A 17,335-nucleotide genomic window follows, 5' to 3' on the forward strand; every position below is an offset into this window, starting at 1 on the left:
TTATTGTGAGTACAAAAGACGTATCCATCCAAGAAAAACAAGAAAATTTAAATGTTCTAGAGTCAACTCAACAGGTTTTTTTAGAAGCTCTCAAAAAACTTGGTTATACTCAAGAAATGTACGAGCTCTTAAAAGAACCTTTACGAATCTTGACTGTTCGTTTTCCTGTAACTATGGATGATGGAAGTGTTAAAGTTTTCACTGGATTTCGAGCTCAACATAATGATGCAGTCGGACCTACGAAAGGTGGAATACGTCTTCATCCTGATGTTACTCAAGATGAAGTTGTAGCACTTTCAATGTGGATGTCTGTAAAATGTGGTATAGCCAATTTACCTTATGGTGGAGGTAAAGGTGGAATTATTTGTGATCCTAGAGAAATGTCTTTTTCAGAAATTGAACGTTTAAGTCGAGCTTATGTGCGGGCTATCAGTCAAATTGTTGGACCTGCTAAAGATATTCCAGCTCCAGACGTCTTTTCAAACTCTCAAAATATGGCTTGGATGTTCGATGAATATTCTCGAATTAAAGAATCTGATTCTCCCGGATTTATTACAGGTAAACCGACGGTTTTAGGTGGGAGCTTGGGGAGAGAACGCGCTACTGCACGAGGCGTGGCAATATGTATTGAAGAAGCTTGCAAAGTTAAATCCATCCAAATTGAAAAAGCTCGTGTTTGCATTCAAGGGTTTGGAAATGCAGGAAGTTATTTAGCTAAGTTCATGCATGATATTGGTGCCAAAGTCGTTGGTATTTCAGATGCGTATGGTGCTCTTTATAATGAAAAAGGGTTAGATATTGATGAGTTATTAGAGAGAAGAGATTCATTTGGGAGCGTTACAAAATTATATAGAAATACTATTAGTAATCGTGAATTATTAGAATCAGAGTGCGATATTCTGGTGCCTGCAGCTATTGAAAATCAAATAACCTTAGAAAATGCAGATAAAATTAAGGCATCTATTATTGTGGAAGCAGCAAATGGCCCCACAACTATGCCTGCAACAGAAATTTTAGACAAAAAAAATGTGCTGATTGTTCCAGATGTTCTTGGAAATTCTGGTGGTGTCATTGTTTCTTATTTTGAATGGGTACAAAATAATCAAGGATTTTATTGGACAGAAGAAGATATTGATCAAAAATTAAAAAATTTAATGCAAAAAAGTTTTCATACGGTATATTCTACTGCTCAAAAGTTTAAAGTGAATATGAGGTTGGCTGCCTATATTGTTGGAGTTAAACGTATGGCTGAAGCTGTTCGGTGGAGAGGATGGATTTAAGATTCAATCCGTCATCTAAAATTGTTCATTGAGTGATTGATAAGCTATCGAAGTATTTTTTATTTCTGTCTATTTTAATGTATATTTGAATCTTAGTATCCATCAAACTTTGAGTTTAGAAAATGGAGGTTAAATCGTATGTCACTGGAGACACTCACTTCTGAAGGAGTGAATGAAGAAGTGGTGGTTCAAAACCAGAGAATTAAAGTTCATATTCGTTGTAAAAAATGTGGTGAAACTTTTATTTTAAGAGGAGTAAGAGATTCAAAAGGCAATATAGAGACGGGCTTTAAGCGTTGTTTATGCGATAATGAGAATGATTTTGAAATAGAATTATTACATTAATTGCTTTAAGCATTCATAGATGTAGATGCGAAAAAATACGACATGTAAGATTCAATTCATTGAATAATGATAGATGTTCCTATATAGCATTCATTTCAAAACATAATTGAAAATGTGATCTAAGTTATTATGCTCATTCGTCTTAATTTTGAAAATGAGCATAATAACTTTTTTATTTTGGGATATTAAAGGCATCATTTCTCATGAGGAGAGAATTCTGATGTCTAAAGTTCATTATCAATATGCAACGATTCTTGCTGTAGTATCAGTGGCTGGATTGTGCGCTTTAATTTGGGGATTAAGCGAATATGACAAAAACTTGTCTTTGCAGTCTCAAATACAAACAAAAACACATGCTGAAATGGCTCAAGCGGCTTCAGACGTAAAAAAGCTTCAAACTGCTTCTCTAGAAGCGCAAATTTTTGCTACTAAAACTGATTTTCAGCAGTCTCTTCCTCTACTTTTACAACATAGTAGTCAAGTTCAAAATGATTTTGAAAGGCTTAGTCCCTATCAAAGTTGGGTTGGAGATCAGCTGCCAACAGTAAAGAAAATGAATGAAACTATTTCTGTTTGGATGAAAAACCAGTCCAATCCATCTCGAAATGATACAGAGAGCACATTAACAGATTGGGAACTAAAAACAGACAACTGGTACAATAAATTAGAAAAATCAACGGATACTCCTGTTTTCAAAGCAAACTTAATTGACTTGTATTTTGCAAAGCCAGTAAATAACGCATTCAACCATTTACGCAATTTGTATCAAAATAGAGTCGCAGTAAAAAATCAGCCTATTCAAGCTGATATTGAAAAAATGGATAACCATGATGAAGTGGCCAAACAGCGAATCCAGCAATTTTTTTCTACTCGCTCTGTCTCAAAAGTAACTCCAGTTTTCCATCAATCCGGTGTAAATGGAGTAATAACGACCTATACTGCAGAAATTGATGGTCAGCCTGCTTATATTATTTTCAATTCTTCTCAAGAGATTATAGGTTTTTCTAAGGAGAATTTGCCTGTTGGGAAAATAAGTTTAACTTTAGAACAAGCCAAAGAAAAAGCTATTTCATTTCTAAAGCACTTGAGTCCAGGAATTTATACAGAAGTACATGCTCAACAATTGGGTAAAATAGGGTACCTTACTTATTCACCTGTTCAAAATCAGAAAACAGTTTTGGGAGAAACAATTACAGTAAAGGTAAATTTAACTGATGGCCAGATTTGGGGATTTGTAAATCATTCGAATAATCAACATGTGAAAATGTCGGAAGGACCTATTCCGTTTATGGATACACAAACTAAGTTTAACCCATCTTTTCATGTTAAAATGACAACTCCCGTAGTAATAAAAAATACTGAAAATCATTGGATTTCTGGAATAGCTGTTTACGGTACTCTTCATGGACATACTTTCCGAGTCATTATAGACAGTAGAAATCAGAAAGTATTAGATATTCAGCACTTATCCTAACGTTCAATTTTCTTTAAATGCATGTACCCAAGATGACTATATTTTGTATAATGACATCATGCTTTTATGAAGGGGGGAGGCATGTGTCATTATTCACAGTAGGTCAGCTTGTTCATATTTCATTAATGCCAAAAAGTGAAGTGTACTATAAAACAAATATTTTTGAAATGGATGAAAAATATTTTTATGCAAGTGCACCTTTGAATCATGAAAAACATGAATATTTAAGAGCAAATATTGGACAATCGTATTTTTTTGAATACCACTCACAAGATGGGGCCCTTTGCAGATTTGATTCGGTTTTAATGGATTATACTCAAATTCCAGTTCCAACGTGGAAGTTTCAAATACCGGAGACTCATAAAATTTCACGTGAACAGAGAAGGGAATTTGTTCGCGTTCCAGCTGATATTCCTGTAAAAGTCAGATGGATGAACGGCAATGATAAGCATAGTGCTGATGTATATTCAAGAGATATTAGTGGCGGTGGCATGGCAATTCTCATTCCTAAAAACGTGTACTTTCAATTAGGTCAACAAGTTTATATCCAATTTAAATTACCCAATTATCATTCTGAAGTTATGCTTGCTGCAGAGGTCACTCGAGTTAGTGAGCGAAATGACCGAGGATATGCATCTGTTTCATTACAATTCCTTGGATTGCGTGAGGGAATTCGTCAAAAAATCATTCAGTACACATTTTCCAGGCAAAGAATGATAAAGTGAGTGGGCTTGTCAAACGTTTACTTATGTGGAGTTGTTTTATTTGAAAGATACTCTTAATCAATCACAAAAAAAGTTTATGAAAATTGCAATTGACGGACCTGCTGGTGCCGGGAAAAGCACTGTAGCTAAAGCAGTAGCAGAAAAAACAGGATTTTATTACTTAGACTCTGGGAAAATTTATAGAGCTTGTACCTGGGTTTTAGTTAATAATCAGTTACATATGAGCGATCTCGATAAACTTTTGCATCAACTTCATTCAGGAAATCTAGAAATTGTGCAGCAAGGGCAAGAAGGAGTCACTGTTTACTTTGAAAATCATAAACTAGATGACGAGCTACGTACCCCACAAATTAATGATCTTGTCTCGACAATTGCTTCACAACCTAAGATAAGAGAATATGTGACAAGTGTATTGCGGCATTTCTCATGCCATCATAATGTAGTAATGGATGGAAGAGATATCGGTACTGTAGTCTTTCCTGATGCGGATGTCAAAATCTATTTAACTGCTGATCAACGTATTCGTGCCCAGAGACGAGTTGAAGAATTAAAGACTTCAGGCATACTTAGTACGGTTGATGAGGTTGAGAAATCTATTGTCAAACGCGACTTCCAAGATCAAACACGCACGCATTCACCACTCCAAATTGCAGATGATGCTGTCGTCATTAATTCAACCTATTTGTCCGTTCAAGAAGTTGTAGAAAAAGTAATTCGTTTAATTAGTCATGCAAATTCTCAGGAGGGAAACCATTGAGCGCTGGACAGTATAAGCCCCCTATTCCGTATCCGCTTTACTGGTTCTGTCGTCTCATTGTATCACTTTTTTTTCACTCCCTTTTTCGAATAGAAATTATAGGATCAGAAAAAATTCCAGATGGTTCGGTTATCTTAGCCAGTAACCATATCAATAACTTAGATCCTCCTTTATTAGGAATAACCACAAAAAGACATTTAATGTTTATGGCCAAGGCGGAATTGTTTAAATATCCCATTCTTTCGTGGGGGCTCAAATTATTAGGTGGGTTTCCGGTTCGACGTGGAGAGAATGATAAAAATGCCATGCGTTACGCCATTCAAATCTTACAACAAGGTGCATGTCTAGTTATTTTCCCTGAAGGTCATCGTTCCATGTCAGGCCGTCTTGGTAAACCAATGCCAGGAGTTGGTCTAATTGCCAAACGTTCTGAAGCTGCTATTGTACCTATAGCAATATCTGGAAAATATAAAATTTTCCATAAAATAACCGTTCGCTATGGAGATCCTATTTTTATTGAACCATCACAATCCAGTCAAGAAATTGCAAATAAGATTATGGAAAATATCAGTGAACTTTTAGAGAAATAAAATACCTGCCAAACCTCCATATTAGAAAACTTGCATTAAACAAGTTACAATAAAAATACAGCATTGCTCGACGTGTTTCTGTGGGCGATAATGGGAAACATAGCAATGGCTTCTCTCAATCGTTCTCTGTCGTTTGGCGCAACTAAATCAGTTTGGGTAGATGGTATATGTAAGAGCCGTTGTCCTTAAACGTAGAGATGTGCTCCTGTGTGAGCGAAGAGAAAAAGCCTTTTACTGCACAGAAGCGTTGTAAAAAGCTTTGCGAGTTGAGGAGAATCGGGGAGGCAAGTCAGTATGTCAGAGGATTTACAGCAAATGTTGACTGAATCAAATCTACAGGTAGGCGATTTGGTCACCGGCGAAGTTGCATCCATCGATTCGAATGGAGTCACTGTGCATTTGGAGCATGGGTTTGAAGGTTTTGTCCCCATTCGAGAACTTTCCGTCTTGCCGGTAGAAGACGCCTCTACAATCGTTTCGATTGGCTCTAAAGTGAATGCCGTTGTTAAGAATATCGATCGTGAAAGCGGTCAAGTGACTCTTTCTAAACGTCTTGCGGACAGTCGAGAAGCATGGGACAAACTACAAAATGCGTTTGCGAATCAAGAAACGTTAGAAATCACTGTTCACGATGTTGTCAAAGGTGGTTTAGTGACTGACGTTGGAGTTCGAGGGTTTATTCCGGCTTCTCTGCTAGACACTCGTTTTGTTGGTAATCTAGAGGAGTATAAAGGCCAAACTTTACAAGTTAAAATTGCAGAGATTGATCGCGATAACAACAAACTTATACTTTCACGTAAAGCTGTTTTAGAAAACGAGCAAAACCAAAAAGTACAAAAAGTGATCAGTGAATTACATGAGGGGGATATTCTAGAAGGTGTTGTTCAACGTCTAACATCTTTTGGAGCTTTTGTGGACATTCATGGAGTCGACGGTTTGGTTCATATTTCGGAATTGTCCTGGAACCATGCTGATCATCCTTCAGATGTTGTTAACGAAGGACAAACAGTGAAGGTTAAAGTATTGAAACTAGATCCGGAAAAGGGAAAAATATCACTCTCCATTAAGCAAGCAGAGCCCGATCCGTTTGAAAAATATGCAACAGAGCTTCAAGTTGGCAGTGTGGTCAATGGAGTTGTAAAACGTGTTGTTGACTTCGGAGCATTTGTTGAATTAAAGCCTGGGCTCGAAGGATTGGTTCATGTTTCGCAAATCTCCCATCAACGAGTCAATCATCCGTCCGACGTTTTACATCCGGGTGATAAAGTAGAAGTAAAAATTCTTGGTGTGGATTATGAACGTAAGAGGGTTTCGCTTTCCATCAAGGACGTTCAAGAGAGGCCTGTTGTATCCAAAAAAGATGTAAAATCTAAACCTTCTGCACCAGCAAACAAAGAGTCGGAGAGTGTAACTGGTACAGGCGCAACGTTAGGAGATTTGTTTGGCGATCTATTCAAAAAAGGAAACGATTAATTTTTAACTCTCTAATATCATGGGGCTGTCCCAAAAGTCATCGTAGATGACTGAGGGATGGCCCCTCATTATTGACGACATGGTCTTTAATTGCGATAATGACGGAATGAATAAAAAGATTGGAGTGTACAGCGTGCCTCGTATACAATCTGTGAAGCCGGGTTCGTTAGCAGAAGAACTGGGCTTGGAAACAGGCGATGAACTGTTACGAATTGGAGAAACACAAATTCGTGACTTAGTTGATCTTCAGTTTGCGATGGCAGCTGAAGAAATAGAGATTGAAATAAAAAAGCCGGACGGAGAAACTTGGATTTTTGAAATTGAAAAACACTATGATGAAGATCTCGGTGTGGAATGGGAACATCCAACTGTAGATCGTGTAAAACTGTGTCATAACAAATGCGTATTTTGTTTTGTTGATCAAATTCCAAGTAATATGAGGCAAACTTTAAATGTTCGGGACGATGACTATCGATTGTCATTTTTACATGGGAATTTCGTCACTTTGACCAATGTTAAAGAAGAAGATTTACAAAGAATAGCAAAATTAAAAATGTCTCCACTCAACATTTCCGTTCATACAACCAATCCAGATCTTCGAGTTCGAATGTTAGCTAATAGACGTTCTGGTGAAATTTTAAATCAGATTGCTTTTCTTGCTGAGAACGGAATTGAAATGAATACTCAAGTAGTATTGTGCCCAGAATGGAATGACGGACCAGAATTGGATCGAACCATTAAAGATTTGTCACAGTTTTATCCACATGTCCGAACTTTGTCGGTTGTACCTGTTGGACTGACCAAGCATCGTCGCGGGTTACACAAATTAAGAGGTTGTACGCCTGATGAGGCAAGGACCGTAATCGAACAGGTCAGCAATTGGCAAAAACTTTTACGACAAAAATTAGGAGTTTCTTTTGTTTATGCGGCTGATGAACTTTATGTAATGGCTGATAGAACTGTACCAGAAGCAGACTATTATGACGACTTTGGACAGACCGAGAATGGTGTTGGAGTTATTCGTACTTTTTTAGAAGAAGTCAAAATAGCAGAGAAAAAAATTCAAAACATATCTATTTGTGAGAATCGAAAAGTTGGCGTTATAACCGGTATTTCCGCTAAAAAGGTTATTCAGCAAGAGTTGGATCGATTATTTAACAATCAATTTCATTATGAAGTTTTACCTATTGTCAATGATTTTTATGGACATAATGTAACAGTTACAGGTTTATTGACTGGAACTGATATTGTTGCTCAATTAAAGCAAAAGGTCGCTCATTTGGATACAATTTTGCTTCCAGATATTATGTTGAAAGACGATGCAGATATATTTTTGGACGATATGACGGTTGAAGATGTTCGAGATTCGCTGGAGATTCCTATTACCATTGTACCGGCTACAGGTATTGGGTTGTTATTGGGGGCAATCGGAGAGACACAAAGTTTGCCTCCACGTAGACGCTATGAAACCACTTTGCAGTCTGAATCCATCGCTCATAATCGTTCTGTTTCTTAACGAAAGTCCTAGTTTGGATTGAATTATTTTTGTACTGGAAGGTCAATAGCTCAAAGAGTACATTGACCAGGTGGTAAGTGAGGATGGATGATATTGAACATGCCCATGGTAGCTATTGTCGGACGAGCTAATGTAGGAAAAAGTACACTCTTTAATCGCTTGATCGGCCAACGATTATCCATAGTGGAAGATACACCTGGGGTAACAAGGGATCGATTGTATGCTGAAATGGAGTGGAACGGAAAATCATTTCAGTTAATTGACACTGGTGGAATAGAGCTAAGCGAAGAAGATGAGTTTACGAATCTGATTCGCATACAGGCTGAGTTGGCCATTGATGAGGCTGATGTCATCATTTTTTTAGTAGATGGCCATGATGGATTGGTAGAGACTGACAGAGCAGTAGCAGACTTGCTTAGAAAATCAAAAAAGCCAACTATACTGGCAGTAAACAAGCTCGATCATCCAACTCATCATATGCATCGCTATGAATTCTATGAATTAGGTTTTGGCGATCCAATTGCAGTGTCTGCTGAACACGGTTTAGGTACGGGAGATATTTTAGATGCTGTTGTCTCTGAATTTCCTGAAGAAGAGAATGCAGAAACAGGTGATCATGATACTTTACGTATAGCTTTTATAGGACAACCCAATGTGGGTAAATCTTCACTTGTAAATGCTCTTTTAGGTGAGAATAGAGTCATGGTGAGTGACATTGCAGGCACAACAAGAGATGCAATTGATACTTTCTTGGAATTTGAAGGGAACCAGTTTCAACTTATCGATACAGCCGGTCTCAGAAAAAAAGGTAAAATATATGAGAATATCGAAAAATACAGTATGTTACGTGCCATTCGAGCACTTTCCAGAGCTGATGTTGCCATGGTGGTGATTGATGGTAAGAAGGGCATTACAGAGCAGGACAAAAGAGTTGCAGGCTATGCATTGGATGCAGGATGTGCCATTGCAATGATTGTAAATAAATGGGACATTGTTGAGAAAGATGATAAAACAGCACATCAATTTACTCAAAAGATTCGTACGCAGTTTCCCTTTATGAGATGGGCGCCTGTTCTATTTGTCTCAGCCAAAACCGGACAACGAGTGACCAAGATTTTATCTCTTGCATCGGACATAGCTAATTACCATTCTATGAGAATTTCAACTTCTACGGTTAACCACTTATTACAGGAAGCCATGGTAGCCGTTTCGCCTCCAAGTGACAAAGGAAGGCGTTTAAGAATTTATTATGGAACTCAGGTTTCAGTTAAACCACCTACTTTTGCACTCTTTGTTAATGACAAGGAATTAATGCATTTTTCTTATGAACGTTATTTAGAAAACCAGTTTCGTGAAGCATTTGGCTTTGAAGGGACACCCATAAGGTTTTCGGTAAGGAACAAAAATAAAGATAAAGATTAAAAATTTTAGATTTACTTTCAAAAGAATGGGGGATGATACATGGGATGGTTAGCTATTTTAATTGCCTATCTTCTTGGTTCTATATCGGTAAGTACTTTGATGGTCAAAGCAGTAAAAAAGGTAGATATTCGAAATTATGGCAGTGGGAATGCCGGAGCAACCAACACATTGCGTTTATTGGGATGGAAATATGGAGTACTTGTACTTCTTCTAGATGCTTTCAAAGGTGTGCTGGCTGTCTGGATAGCTAATCTACTTGGACACGGGCAACCCATTTATGATTATCTCAGTGGATTGTCCGTTATTCTAGGTCACAATTGGCCTCTCTATTTTGGATTCCGAGGTGGTAAAGGAATTGCCACAACTATTGGTGTATTTCTATGTTTATTGCCGTTAGCAACTTTAATTTCAGGATTTATCGCAATAGTGATTATCTTTATGACTCGCTATGTATCTCTTGGTGCAATTGTATTTGTAGTTCTTTCTCCAATTTTTTTAGCGCTTTTGTCGCATAAAACCGGGGCATTGTTATTTGCTTCAATTGCAGCTGTACTTGCGATTATTCGTCATAGGGAGAATTTAATTCGACTGGTACAAGGCAGGGAGAGAAAATTATTTGACCATCATGCTTGATGACCAACTGCCAAATCGTGTAGCAGTCATTGGAGCAGGCAGTTGGGGAACAGCGATTGCCCATACGTTAGCTAAAAAGAATATGGAAGTTACACTTTGGGCGAGAAACGAAAGTATAGTAAATGAAATTAATCAATCAAAATGCAATTCTAAATATTTGCCAAACTGTTTATTGCATCCTAATATCCATGCAACAACTTCTTTACAAGAAACTGTGGACGGTAGCCCATATGTCTTTTTAGTCGTTCCATCAGCTGCGGTGCCTCAGATCGTAGCTTCACTACAGTCTTTTGCATATTCTCCAATGACCATTGTTCACGCTATAAAAGGCTTTATTCAGCCGAATGAAGATAGAGTAAGCTTGTATCTTCAAAAAAAGCTTGCTGTGAATGAACAACAAATTGCTGTCATTGGAGGGCCAAGCCATGCTGAAGAAGTCGTTCGCTCAATGCCAACAACTCTTGTCGTTTCCAGTCCAAGTAAAAATACCGCTCATAAACTTCAAGATATGCTCATGTCCAATTATCTTCGTGTATACACGAATCCAGATTGGATCGGCATTGAAATAGCGGGTGCACTGAAAAATATCATTGCTCTTTCCGTTGGCATGGCGGTAGGTTTAGGATTTGGCGATAATGCAAAAGCTGCCATCATGACAAGAGGTTTGGCTGAAATTGCTCGTTTGGGTATTGCTATGGGAGCTTCACCTCTAACATTTTCTGGGCTCGCTGGCGTAGGAGACTTAATAGCTACCTGCATCAGTGAACACAGTAGAAATTTCCGTACAGGACGATTGCTTGGACAAGGTATGACCTTGAAACAAGCAGTAGAGGCTCAAGGTATGGTTGTAGAAGGAGTACGAGCTACAGAGGCTTGTTTAAGATTGGCCAGTCAATATCATATTGAAATGCCGATTACTGAAGCAGTAGCCGCAGTGCTCTTTGAAGGCAAACAGCCTAAACAGGTAGTATCGCTTCTTATGGATAGAGATAAAACAACTGAGATGGAAGAATGGGTACTCTCAAGTGAAAATACGAGTTGGCGTTTTGTATAGCATGTTTTGAAAAGAGATATCTTTTTCTTAACCAGTTTGACAAGGTGATAGATTTCAAACAGTGTTCTTGTTACACTGATGCTGTTTGCATATATTTTGTGAATGGAGGAACAGTTAAATGAGCCATGTTCCAGAATCCCTGAGATATTCTAAAGAGCACGAGTGGGTCAGAGTAGAAGGAAATCTGGTCTACATAGGAATCAGTGATTTTGCCCAAGATGAACTAGGTGATATCGTTTTTGTGGAACTTCCGGATAAAGGAAGTGAATTGAAAGCTAACGATACTTTTGGGACAGTAGAATCTGTCAAAACAGTCTCTGACTTATTTGCGCCTGTCAGTGGAAAAGTCGTCCAAATTAACGAATCATTGAATGACTCGCCTGAACTAGTAAATGAAAGTCCTTATGAAAAGGGCTGGATGATTGCAGTAGAAATGAGTAACCCAGATGAATTAAACCAATTGTTAAGCGCGTCTGAATACACGGATCATATTCAAGGTTAAGGATATTGTAAGCATTTAGCACAGATCGAATTTATATCATTGAAAGGTTTGACCTGGAATTCTTTGTTGACTTTCGGGTCAAACCTTTTTCTCTCCTCTTATAGCTCCTAAGTTCTGAACTGGACATCCTCCGCATAGTATGAACAATAAGTCGACCTGGCAACTATCTGCATATCAGCGGGCCGCTCGCATATACATGTACTGTCCTACTGAGTATTGGACATCCACGGAGGGATTGTCAGTGGCTCGGGGCGGTTTGTACGGGCGAAGCAATCTGCGCCGGTCATCTTGAGGAGGGAGAAGCGTGGAAAAATTCGACGTATTCAGGGACATAGCTGAGCGGACTGGGGGAGATGTCTATCTCGGCGTCGTCGGCCCCGTGCGCACTGGAAAGTCCACTTTTATTAAAAAATTTATGGAATTAATTGTTCTTCCCAACATTAAAGAAGATAGTGATAGGCTCAGAGCTATTGATGAACTACCACAAAGTGCAGCAGGGCGAACCATTATGACCACGGAACCGAAATTTATTCCCAATCAAGCGGTAGAAGTTTCAGTAGCCGAGGGGTTGGATGTCAATATCCGCATTGTTGATTGTGTGGGATATGCTGTTGAAGGTGCTCGCGGTTATGAAGACGAGAATGGACCAAGAATGGTAACAACACCTTGGTTTGACGAGCCTGTAGCCTTTCAGGAAGCTGCCGAAATCGGTACTCGAAAGGTCATTGCCGACCATTCAACCATTGGTATTGTTGTTACTACAGATGGTAGCGTAGCAGAAATTCCTCGTGAAAATTATATTGAAGCAGAAGAACGCGTTGTTGAAGAATTAAAAGAACTGGGGAAACCATTTGTTATCCTTGTGAATTCGTCCAATCCAGAGCATCCAAGAGCACAGGATCTTAAAGCGGAACTGGCCATCAAATACGATGTACCTGTCATTGCTCTCTCCTGTGCAACGGTAACTTCTCAAGAAATTTACAATGTTCTGCGTGAAGCATTGTATGAATTTCCTGTTAAAGAAGTAAATGTGAACCTGCCCAATTGGGTCATGGTCTTAGATGAAGAGCATTGGCTACGCAGACAATTTCAGGATTCTGTTCATGAAACCATTCAAGATATTCGTCGTATTCGAGATATCGATCGAATTGTTGAACAATTCTCTACGTATGAGGTTATTTCCTATGCCGCATTGTCTCATATGGATATGGGGCAAGGTGTGGCAGTTATTGAGCTATCAGCTCCAGACGAATTGTACGATCGCGTTTTAACTGAAGTTGTGGGTGTGCAAATTACTGGACGTGATCAACTCCTTAAAATGATGCGTGATTTTGTCCATGCCAAAAAAGAGTACGATAAAGTAGCTGAAGCTTTGCGTATGGTTAAATTAACAGGATATGGAATTGCTCCTCCTTCTTTAGAAGAAATGACTTTAGATGAGCCTGAGCTGATTAAACAAGGCTCAAGATTTGGAGTGAGACTAAAAGCAACCGCTCCATCGATTCATATGATTCGTGTAGATGTGGAAAGTGAATTTGCACCAATAGTTGGGACAGAAAAACAATCCGAAGAGCTAGTTCGATATTTGATGCAGGATTTTGAACAAAACCCACTTAAAATTTGGGAAAGTGATATTTTTGGCAAATCTTTAGCGGCTATCGTTAGAGAAGGAATTTCCGGAAAACTATCCTTGATGCCTGAAAATGCTCAATACAAATTAAAAGAAACATTACAAAGAATCATCAACGAAGGTAGTGGCGGCTTAATCGCGATTATTCTCTAAATACAGTTTCACTTTTGACCAGGAGGCAAAATAAAGTTTTGCCTTCCTGGTCCCACATTTGCTTGAATTGCAATTTACAGACAAACCTAGTATAATGATTTTCAGTGTCAATTACGGGATGTGGCGCAGCCTGGTAGCGCGCTACCTTGGGGAGGTAGAGGTCCCGGGTTCAAATCCCGGCATTCCGACCAATGAAACCAGCGTTCTTGGCGCTGGTTTTTCGTTTATGAATACAAATTCTCATATTTGATTTTGTGTTATCGTGATCAATCTAAAACCATAGCAATTTTAATTTGACGGAGATGAGATAATGGGAAGTTCAATGGAACAAGGGGATTATTTTGTCATCCGAGCTCTTGAAAATGGTGTTCAAGTTTTTGGAATGACACGTGGACAAGAAACAAGATTTCATCATTCGGAAAAATTGGATAAAGGTGAAATTATGTTGGCTCAATTTACCGAACATACATCAGCCATCAAGATAAGGGGTAAGGTAGAAGTATACACCAAACATGGAACAATTCTTCCACTTGGCAACACTTCTTCTCTGCAGGAAAAAGGATAAAAGACTTTGATACTCATAAGCCTTATGCTTTAGGGGATATGATATGGAAACTGACGTCAATTGCAGAGAAGACGCATGAGGGTGTGCTATAATCTCACTGAGCGTGGATGAATGATAGGTGTTCTAGGTGCAAGGAGATGACTGAATGCCCAGAGAAATAAGCGAGCGATATCTCTCTGTAGCGCAAAAATTTTACCGAGAGATAGAGCATCCATATTTAAAAACAAATCAAGTGCTGCAAACTCCTAGCCGATTTCATTTTGAAGTGGGTTTGGGCATTCTGAAAGCAGCTTCTGTACCGGAACACCAGTGGGATCTTATACTGACCGCTTTACTATTGTTGCAAAAAGGTCTCTCTATGCATGATGAGATTGATGAGAAAATCAATCGCACACGACAGTTAACGATTTTGGCTGGTGATTTTCATAGCAGTCAATATTATCGATTAATTGCTCAAACTGGCGAGTTTCCACTGATGGATTTACTAGCTGTCTCAGTGGCGGAAATGAATGAAGCAAAAATGACTTTGCTTATATCTCAACAGAAATTATCTTTAGAAGAACAAAAACAACTACGAATCATTATTGAAGGCAGGTTGCTTGAAGCTTTAGCAGAGTACTATTTACGACATGAAACACATTGGAAATCTGACATTCGCTCACTTGTCGAAGCTTATATACTGCATACTGACATTGAGTTTAAAAAGTTCAATTTACGTCCGGCTCACTTACGACAGGCATATGATTGTTTGACCAACATTTTGGACAGAGTCTGGGCTCATTCGCCCATCTCCTTGGACGATCCATTGCATGCTTTACTGATGGATTATATTCAGCCCATTCAGGAACTCCTTGAAGTTAGACAATGGGTGGAAGGAAGTTCTTAAAATGAAGACGAATGTCTCGAAAGCAGATTATGTACATGAAGTTTTTTCTCAAATTGCTGATCGCTACGATTTTATGAATTCCGTTTTAAGTTTTCAACAACATCATTTATGGCGACGTTTTACCATGAAAAAACTCAAAATTCAACCAGGTGCCCAGGTTCTTGATGTGGCGGCGGGGACTGGCGCATGGACGTTTTCGCTAGCTGAGGCTGTAGGACCAAAAGGAAAAGTCATTGGACTGGACTTTTGCAAGGAAATGCTGGATGTGGGCAGAGAAAGAAAAATAAAAATGGGGCAGCGGGCTAACCATATCGAATTTATTGAAGGCGATGCCATGCAGCTGCCATTTCCAGATAACTCATTTGATGCGGTAACTATTGGTTTTGCCTTAAGAAATGTACCTGATATACATCAATGTTTACGTGAAATGAGAAGGGTAGTCAAACCTGGAGGTCATGTTGTTTCGCTGGAATTGTCAAAGCCGGAGTCAACTTATTTTCGAAAACTTTATTATTTTTATTTTTATAACATCCTTCCTAAAATAGGCTATCTTGCAGTGGGAAAAAAGGCACCCTACGCATGGTTGCCAGAATCACTTACCAATTTCCCTAATCGTCTCGAGCTGGAACATATTTTTCACGAAGTTGGATTGGTCAATGTGAAAAGTTATGCTTTAACGGGTGGAATTGCAGCTTTACACATGGGAGAGAAAGGGGAGGAACCGAATTCGATCTAACGGATGGTTGTTCGGTCCGCGAAAGCGAGGGGATTGTGTTTGCTAGAATTTGTCTCCGTCTATAGCCGTTATCAGTCTCAACTAAACAAGGTAGAAAAACGTTTGCAGTTTGAAGTTGCCTCAGTTCAGCAAGATATTCACTCAGCAGCTTCTACATTATTAACGGCAGGCGGCAAACGAATTCGTCCCCTATTTACCTTGATTTGTAGCCAACTGGGTAAGCCTCATCAATACTGGGATGAAATTGAGCGTGTGGCTTGTGCATTAGAACTTATTCATATGGCAACTCTCGTTCATGATGATGTAATTGACCATGCGGATCTGCGTAGAGGTAGTCCTACTGTGCGATCACGTTATGGTAATCTAGCAGCTATGTATGTGGGAGATTACCTGTTTGCTAAAGCTATTTCGCTTCTTAGTGGGATCCAGAACGCTCGAGTACACTTTGAATTGTCGAATGCCATTGTTAAATTATGCAAGGGTGAAATTGAACAGATTCGGGATTTGTTCAATTGGGATCAAACACTTCATAACTATCTGCGAAGGATTGAAAGAAAAACAGCTTTGCTGATATCGGTCAGTTGCTCACTTGGTGCCATCGTATCAGATGCACCAGAAAGAGATATTTATTTGTTGCGCAAATTTGGTTACTGGACAGGAATGGCGTTTCAAGTCATTGATGATGTTCTGGATTTTTCTGGAGAACAAAGTACTGTAGGAAAACCAGTTGCTGGAGACTTGCGTCAAGGTAATTTAACACTCCCAACTTTGCTCGCCAGAAGAAAATCAGATGGCAAACGTTTAATGAAGTTGGTTCGTCCTGAAATGACAGCTACAGATGCAGACGAGGCCATCGATATCGTACGTCAGTCTGGTTGTATTGAGGAAGCTAGAAACTTTGCAAAACTTTGTATGGAAAAAGCGATTGTATATTTAGATCAAATTACGGACTTGGATAGTCGAAATGAATTACAGATCGTCGCTCAATTTGTAAATGAAAGGTTATTCTAATCTATAACACTATCAATCAGTACCCATATTTCATGTGTACCATCTTAAATCTTCCGTAAAACTTGCAGTTATTACGCTACTGACTTACAATACGGAGCGGTATATCACCCAGCTAAGGAGCTGATAAAGGTTGGCCATTGAAAAAACGTTTGTCATGATTAAACCAGATGGAGTCCAACGTGGTTTAATTGGAGAAATTGTCGGACGCTTTGAGAAAAAAGGGCTAAAATTGGTAGCTGCTAAATTGCTTGCTGTGGACAGCAAAACCGCAGAAGCTCATTATGCAGAGCACAAAGAACGTCCATTCTTTGGAGAACTCGTTTCTTTTATTACTTCATCGCCAGTTTTTGCTATGGTTTGGGAAGGAGAAAATGCCGTATCGGTTGTACGCTCCATGATGGGCAAAACGAATCCGGTAGATTCTGCTCCTGGAACTATTCGCGGTGATTTTGGATTGTCTATTGGAATGAATATCATCCACGGATCGGACAGCGTGGAAAATGCCAATCGAGAAATAGGGTTATGGTTTGCGGAGAATACGTTAACCTACAGTAAATCGGGAGACGTTTGGATTCAGTAAATT

At 39.0% G+C, this 17,335-nt stretch carries 18 protein-coding genes and 1 tRNA gene; all 19 read left to right on the forward strand.

Features of this window, described 5'->3' with window-relative positions; translation table 11 throughout:
- The first annotated feature begins 5 nt into the window (after positions 1-5).
- On the forward strand, positions 6-1,280 hold the full coding sequence (locus FY534_RS06360; RefSeq protein WP_238413694.1) for a Glu/Leu/Phe/Val family dehydrogenase: 1,275 nt from the start codon (positions 6-8) through the stop codon (positions 1,278-1,280).
- Positions 1,281-1,418: 138 nt separating this feature from the next.
- Complete coding sequence (locus FY534_RS06365) at positions 1,419-1,625, forward strand: hypothetical protein (protein WP_072875246.1); 207 nt, start codon at positions 1,419-1,421, stop codon at positions 1,623-1,625.
- 220 nt (positions 1,626-1,845) lie between these two features.
- Positions 1,846-3,099: a PepSY1/2 domain-containing protein gene (locus FY534_RS06370; protein ID WP_203115455.1), complete on the forward strand. Its 1,254-nt coding sequence runs from the start codon at positions 1,846-1,848 to the stop codon at positions 3,097-3,099.
- Positions 3,100-3,182: 83 nt separating this feature from the next.
- Complete coding sequence (locus FY534_RS06375; RefSeq protein WP_072875244.1) at positions 3,183-3,824, forward strand: flagellar brake protein; 642 nt, start codon at positions 3,183-3,185, stop codon at positions 3,822-3,824.
- A gap of 40 nt (positions 3,825-3,864) precedes the next feature.
- Positions 3,865-4,581 carry a (d)CMP kinase gene (gene cmk / locus FY534_RS06380; RefSeq protein ID WP_083574388.1) on the forward strand — a complete coding sequence of 239 codons (717 nt, stop codon included), beginning with the start codon at positions 3,865-3,867 and terminating at the stop codon, positions 4,579-4,581.
- Positions 4,578-5,171 (forward strand): lysophospholipid acyltransferase family protein, encoded by a 594-nt coding sequence (locus FY534_RS06385; protein WP_238413695.1) that lies wholly within the window; start codon positions 4,578-4,580, stop codon positions 5,169-5,171. The genes cmk and FY534_RS06385 overlap by 4 nt, the downstream gene beginning before the upstream one ends.
- Positions 5,172-5,465: 294 nt before the next feature.
- Positions 5,466-6,644, forward strand: a complete 1,179-nt coding sequence (gene rpsA, locus FY534_RS06390) for a 30S ribosomal protein S1 (protein ID WP_072875243.1) — start codon at positions 5,466-5,468, stop codon at positions 6,642-6,644.
- A gap of 133 nt (positions 6,645-6,777) precedes the next feature.
- Positions 6,778-8,160: a DUF512 domain-containing protein gene (locus FY534_RS06395; RefSeq protein ID WP_072875242.1), complete on the forward strand. Its 1,383-nt coding sequence runs from the start codon at positions 6,778-6,780 to the stop codon at positions 8,158-8,160.
- A 93-nt stretch (positions 8,161-8,253) separates the two neighbouring features.
- Entirely contained in the window at positions 8,254-9,582 is a 1,329-nt protein-coding gene (gene der / locus FY534_RS06400) for a ribosome biogenesis GTPase Der (RefSeq protein WP_083574391.1), read from the forward strand.
- Positions 9,583-9,621: 39 nt separating this feature from the next.
- Positions 9,622-10,215, forward strand: coding sequence for a glycerol-3-phosphate 1-O-acyltransferase PlsY (gene plsY / locus FY534_RS06405; RefSeq protein ID WP_072875240.1), 594 nt, complete (start codon positions 9,622-9,624; stop codon positions 10,213-10,215).
- Positions 10,208-11,269, forward strand: a complete 1,062-nt coding sequence (locus FY534_RS06410; protein ID WP_370541563.1) for an NAD(P)H-dependent glycerol-3-phosphate dehydrogenase — start codon at positions 10,208-10,210, stop codon at positions 11,267-11,269. The genes plsY and FY534_RS06410 overlap by 8 nt, the downstream gene beginning before the upstream one ends.
- Before the next feature lie 118 nt (positions 11,270-11,387).
- Positions 11,388-11,771, forward strand: a complete 384-nt coding sequence (gcvH, locus tag FY534_RS06415) for a glycine cleavage system protein GcvH (RefSeq protein ID WP_072875239.1) — start codon at positions 11,388-11,390, stop codon at positions 11,769-11,771.
- Between the two features lie 304 nt (positions 11,772-12,075).
- The gene (gene spoIVA, locus FY534_RS06420; RefSeq protein WP_072875238.1) at positions 12,076-13,554 is read left to right on the forward strand and encodes a stage IV sporulation protein A; all 1,479 of its coding nucleotides are present in this window, start codon (positions 12,076-12,078) and stop codon (positions 13,552-13,554) included.
- 114 nt (positions 13,555-13,668) lie between these two features.
- Positions 13,669-13,745: transfer RNA gene (locus tag FY534_RS06425), tRNA-Pro, on the forward strand.
- Positions 13,746-13,864: 119 nt separating this feature from the next.
- Complete coding sequence (gene mtrB / locus FY534_RS06430) at positions 13,865-14,119, forward strand: trp RNA-binding attenuation protein MtrB (RefSeq protein WP_072875237.1); 255 nt, start codon at positions 13,865-13,867, stop codon at positions 14,117-14,119.
- 145 nt (positions 14,120-14,264) lie between these two features.
- A complete protein-coding gene (locus FY534_RS06435; protein ID WP_203115456.1) occupies positions 14,265-15,005 on the forward strand; it encodes a heptaprenyl diphosphate synthase component 1 in 741 nt (246 codons plus the stop codon).
- A 1-nt stretch (position 15,006) separates the two neighbouring features.
- On the forward strand, positions 15,007-15,741 hold the full coding sequence (locus tag FY534_RS06440) for a demethylmenaquinone methyltransferase (protein ID WP_203115457.1): 735 nt from the start codon (positions 15,007-15,009) through the stop codon (positions 15,739-15,741).
- 39 nt (positions 15,742-15,780) lie between these two features.
- Complete coding sequence (locus FY534_RS06445; RefSeq protein WP_238413696.1) at positions 15,781-16,752, forward strand: polyprenyl synthetase family protein; 972 nt, start codon at positions 15,781-15,783, stop codon at positions 16,750-16,752.
- A gap of 136 nt (positions 16,753-16,888) precedes the next feature.
- The gene (ndk, locus tag FY534_RS06450) at positions 16,889-17,332 is read left to right on the forward strand and encodes a nucleoside-diphosphate kinase (RefSeq protein WP_072875250.1); all 444 of its coding nucleotides are present in this window, start codon (positions 16,889-16,891) and stop codon (positions 17,330-17,332) included.
- The last annotated feature ends 3 nt before the right edge of the window (positions 17,333-17,335 follow it).

Source organism: Alicyclobacillus sp. TC (assembly GCF_016804365.1).
GTDB classification, from domain to species: domain Bacteria; phylum Bacillota; class Bacilli; order Alicyclobacillales; family Alicyclobacillaceae; genus Alicyclobacillus_I; species Alicyclobacillus_I tolerans.

What these genes read in the sequence shown, in the direction of transcription:
- FY534_RS06440 (WP_203115457.1), top strand. Translation starts at nt 15,007, where the DNA reads ATGAAGACGAATGTCTCGAAAGCAGATTATGTACATGAAGTTTTTTCT.
- gcvH (WP_072875239.1), top strand. Translation starts at nt 11,388, where the DNA reads ATGAGCCATGTTCCAGAATCCCTGAGATATTCTAAAGAGCACGAGTGG.
- rpsA (WP_072875243.1), top strand. Translation starts at nt 5,466, where the DNA reads ATGTCAGAGGATTTACAGCAAATGTTGACTGAATCAAATCTACAGGTA.
- FY534_RS06370 (WP_203115455.1), top strand. Translation starts at nt 1,846, where the DNA reads ATGTCTAAAGTTCATTATCAATATGCAACGATTCTTGCTGTAGTATCA.
- FY534_RS06410 (WP_370541563.1), top strand. Translation starts at nt 10,208, where the DNA reads ATGCTTGATGACCAACTGCCAAATCGTGTAGCAGTCATTGGAGCAGGC.
- mtrB (WP_072875237.1), top strand. Translation starts at nt 13,865, where the DNA reads ATGGGAAGTTCAATGGAACAAGGGGATTATTTTGTCATCCGAGCTCTT.
- plsY (WP_072875240.1), top strand. Translation starts at nt 9,622, where the DNA reads ATGGGATGGTTAGCTATTTTAATTGCCTATCTTCTTGGTTCTATATCG.
- FY534_RS06365 (WP_072875246.1), top strand. Translation starts at nt 1,419, where the DNA reads ATGTCACTGGAGACACTCACTTCTGAAGGAGTGAATGAAGAAGTGGTG.
- FY534_RS06435 (WP_203115456.1), top strand. Translation starts at nt 14,265, where the DNA reads ATGCCCAGAGAAATAAGCGAGCGATATCTCTCTGTAGCGCAAAAATTT.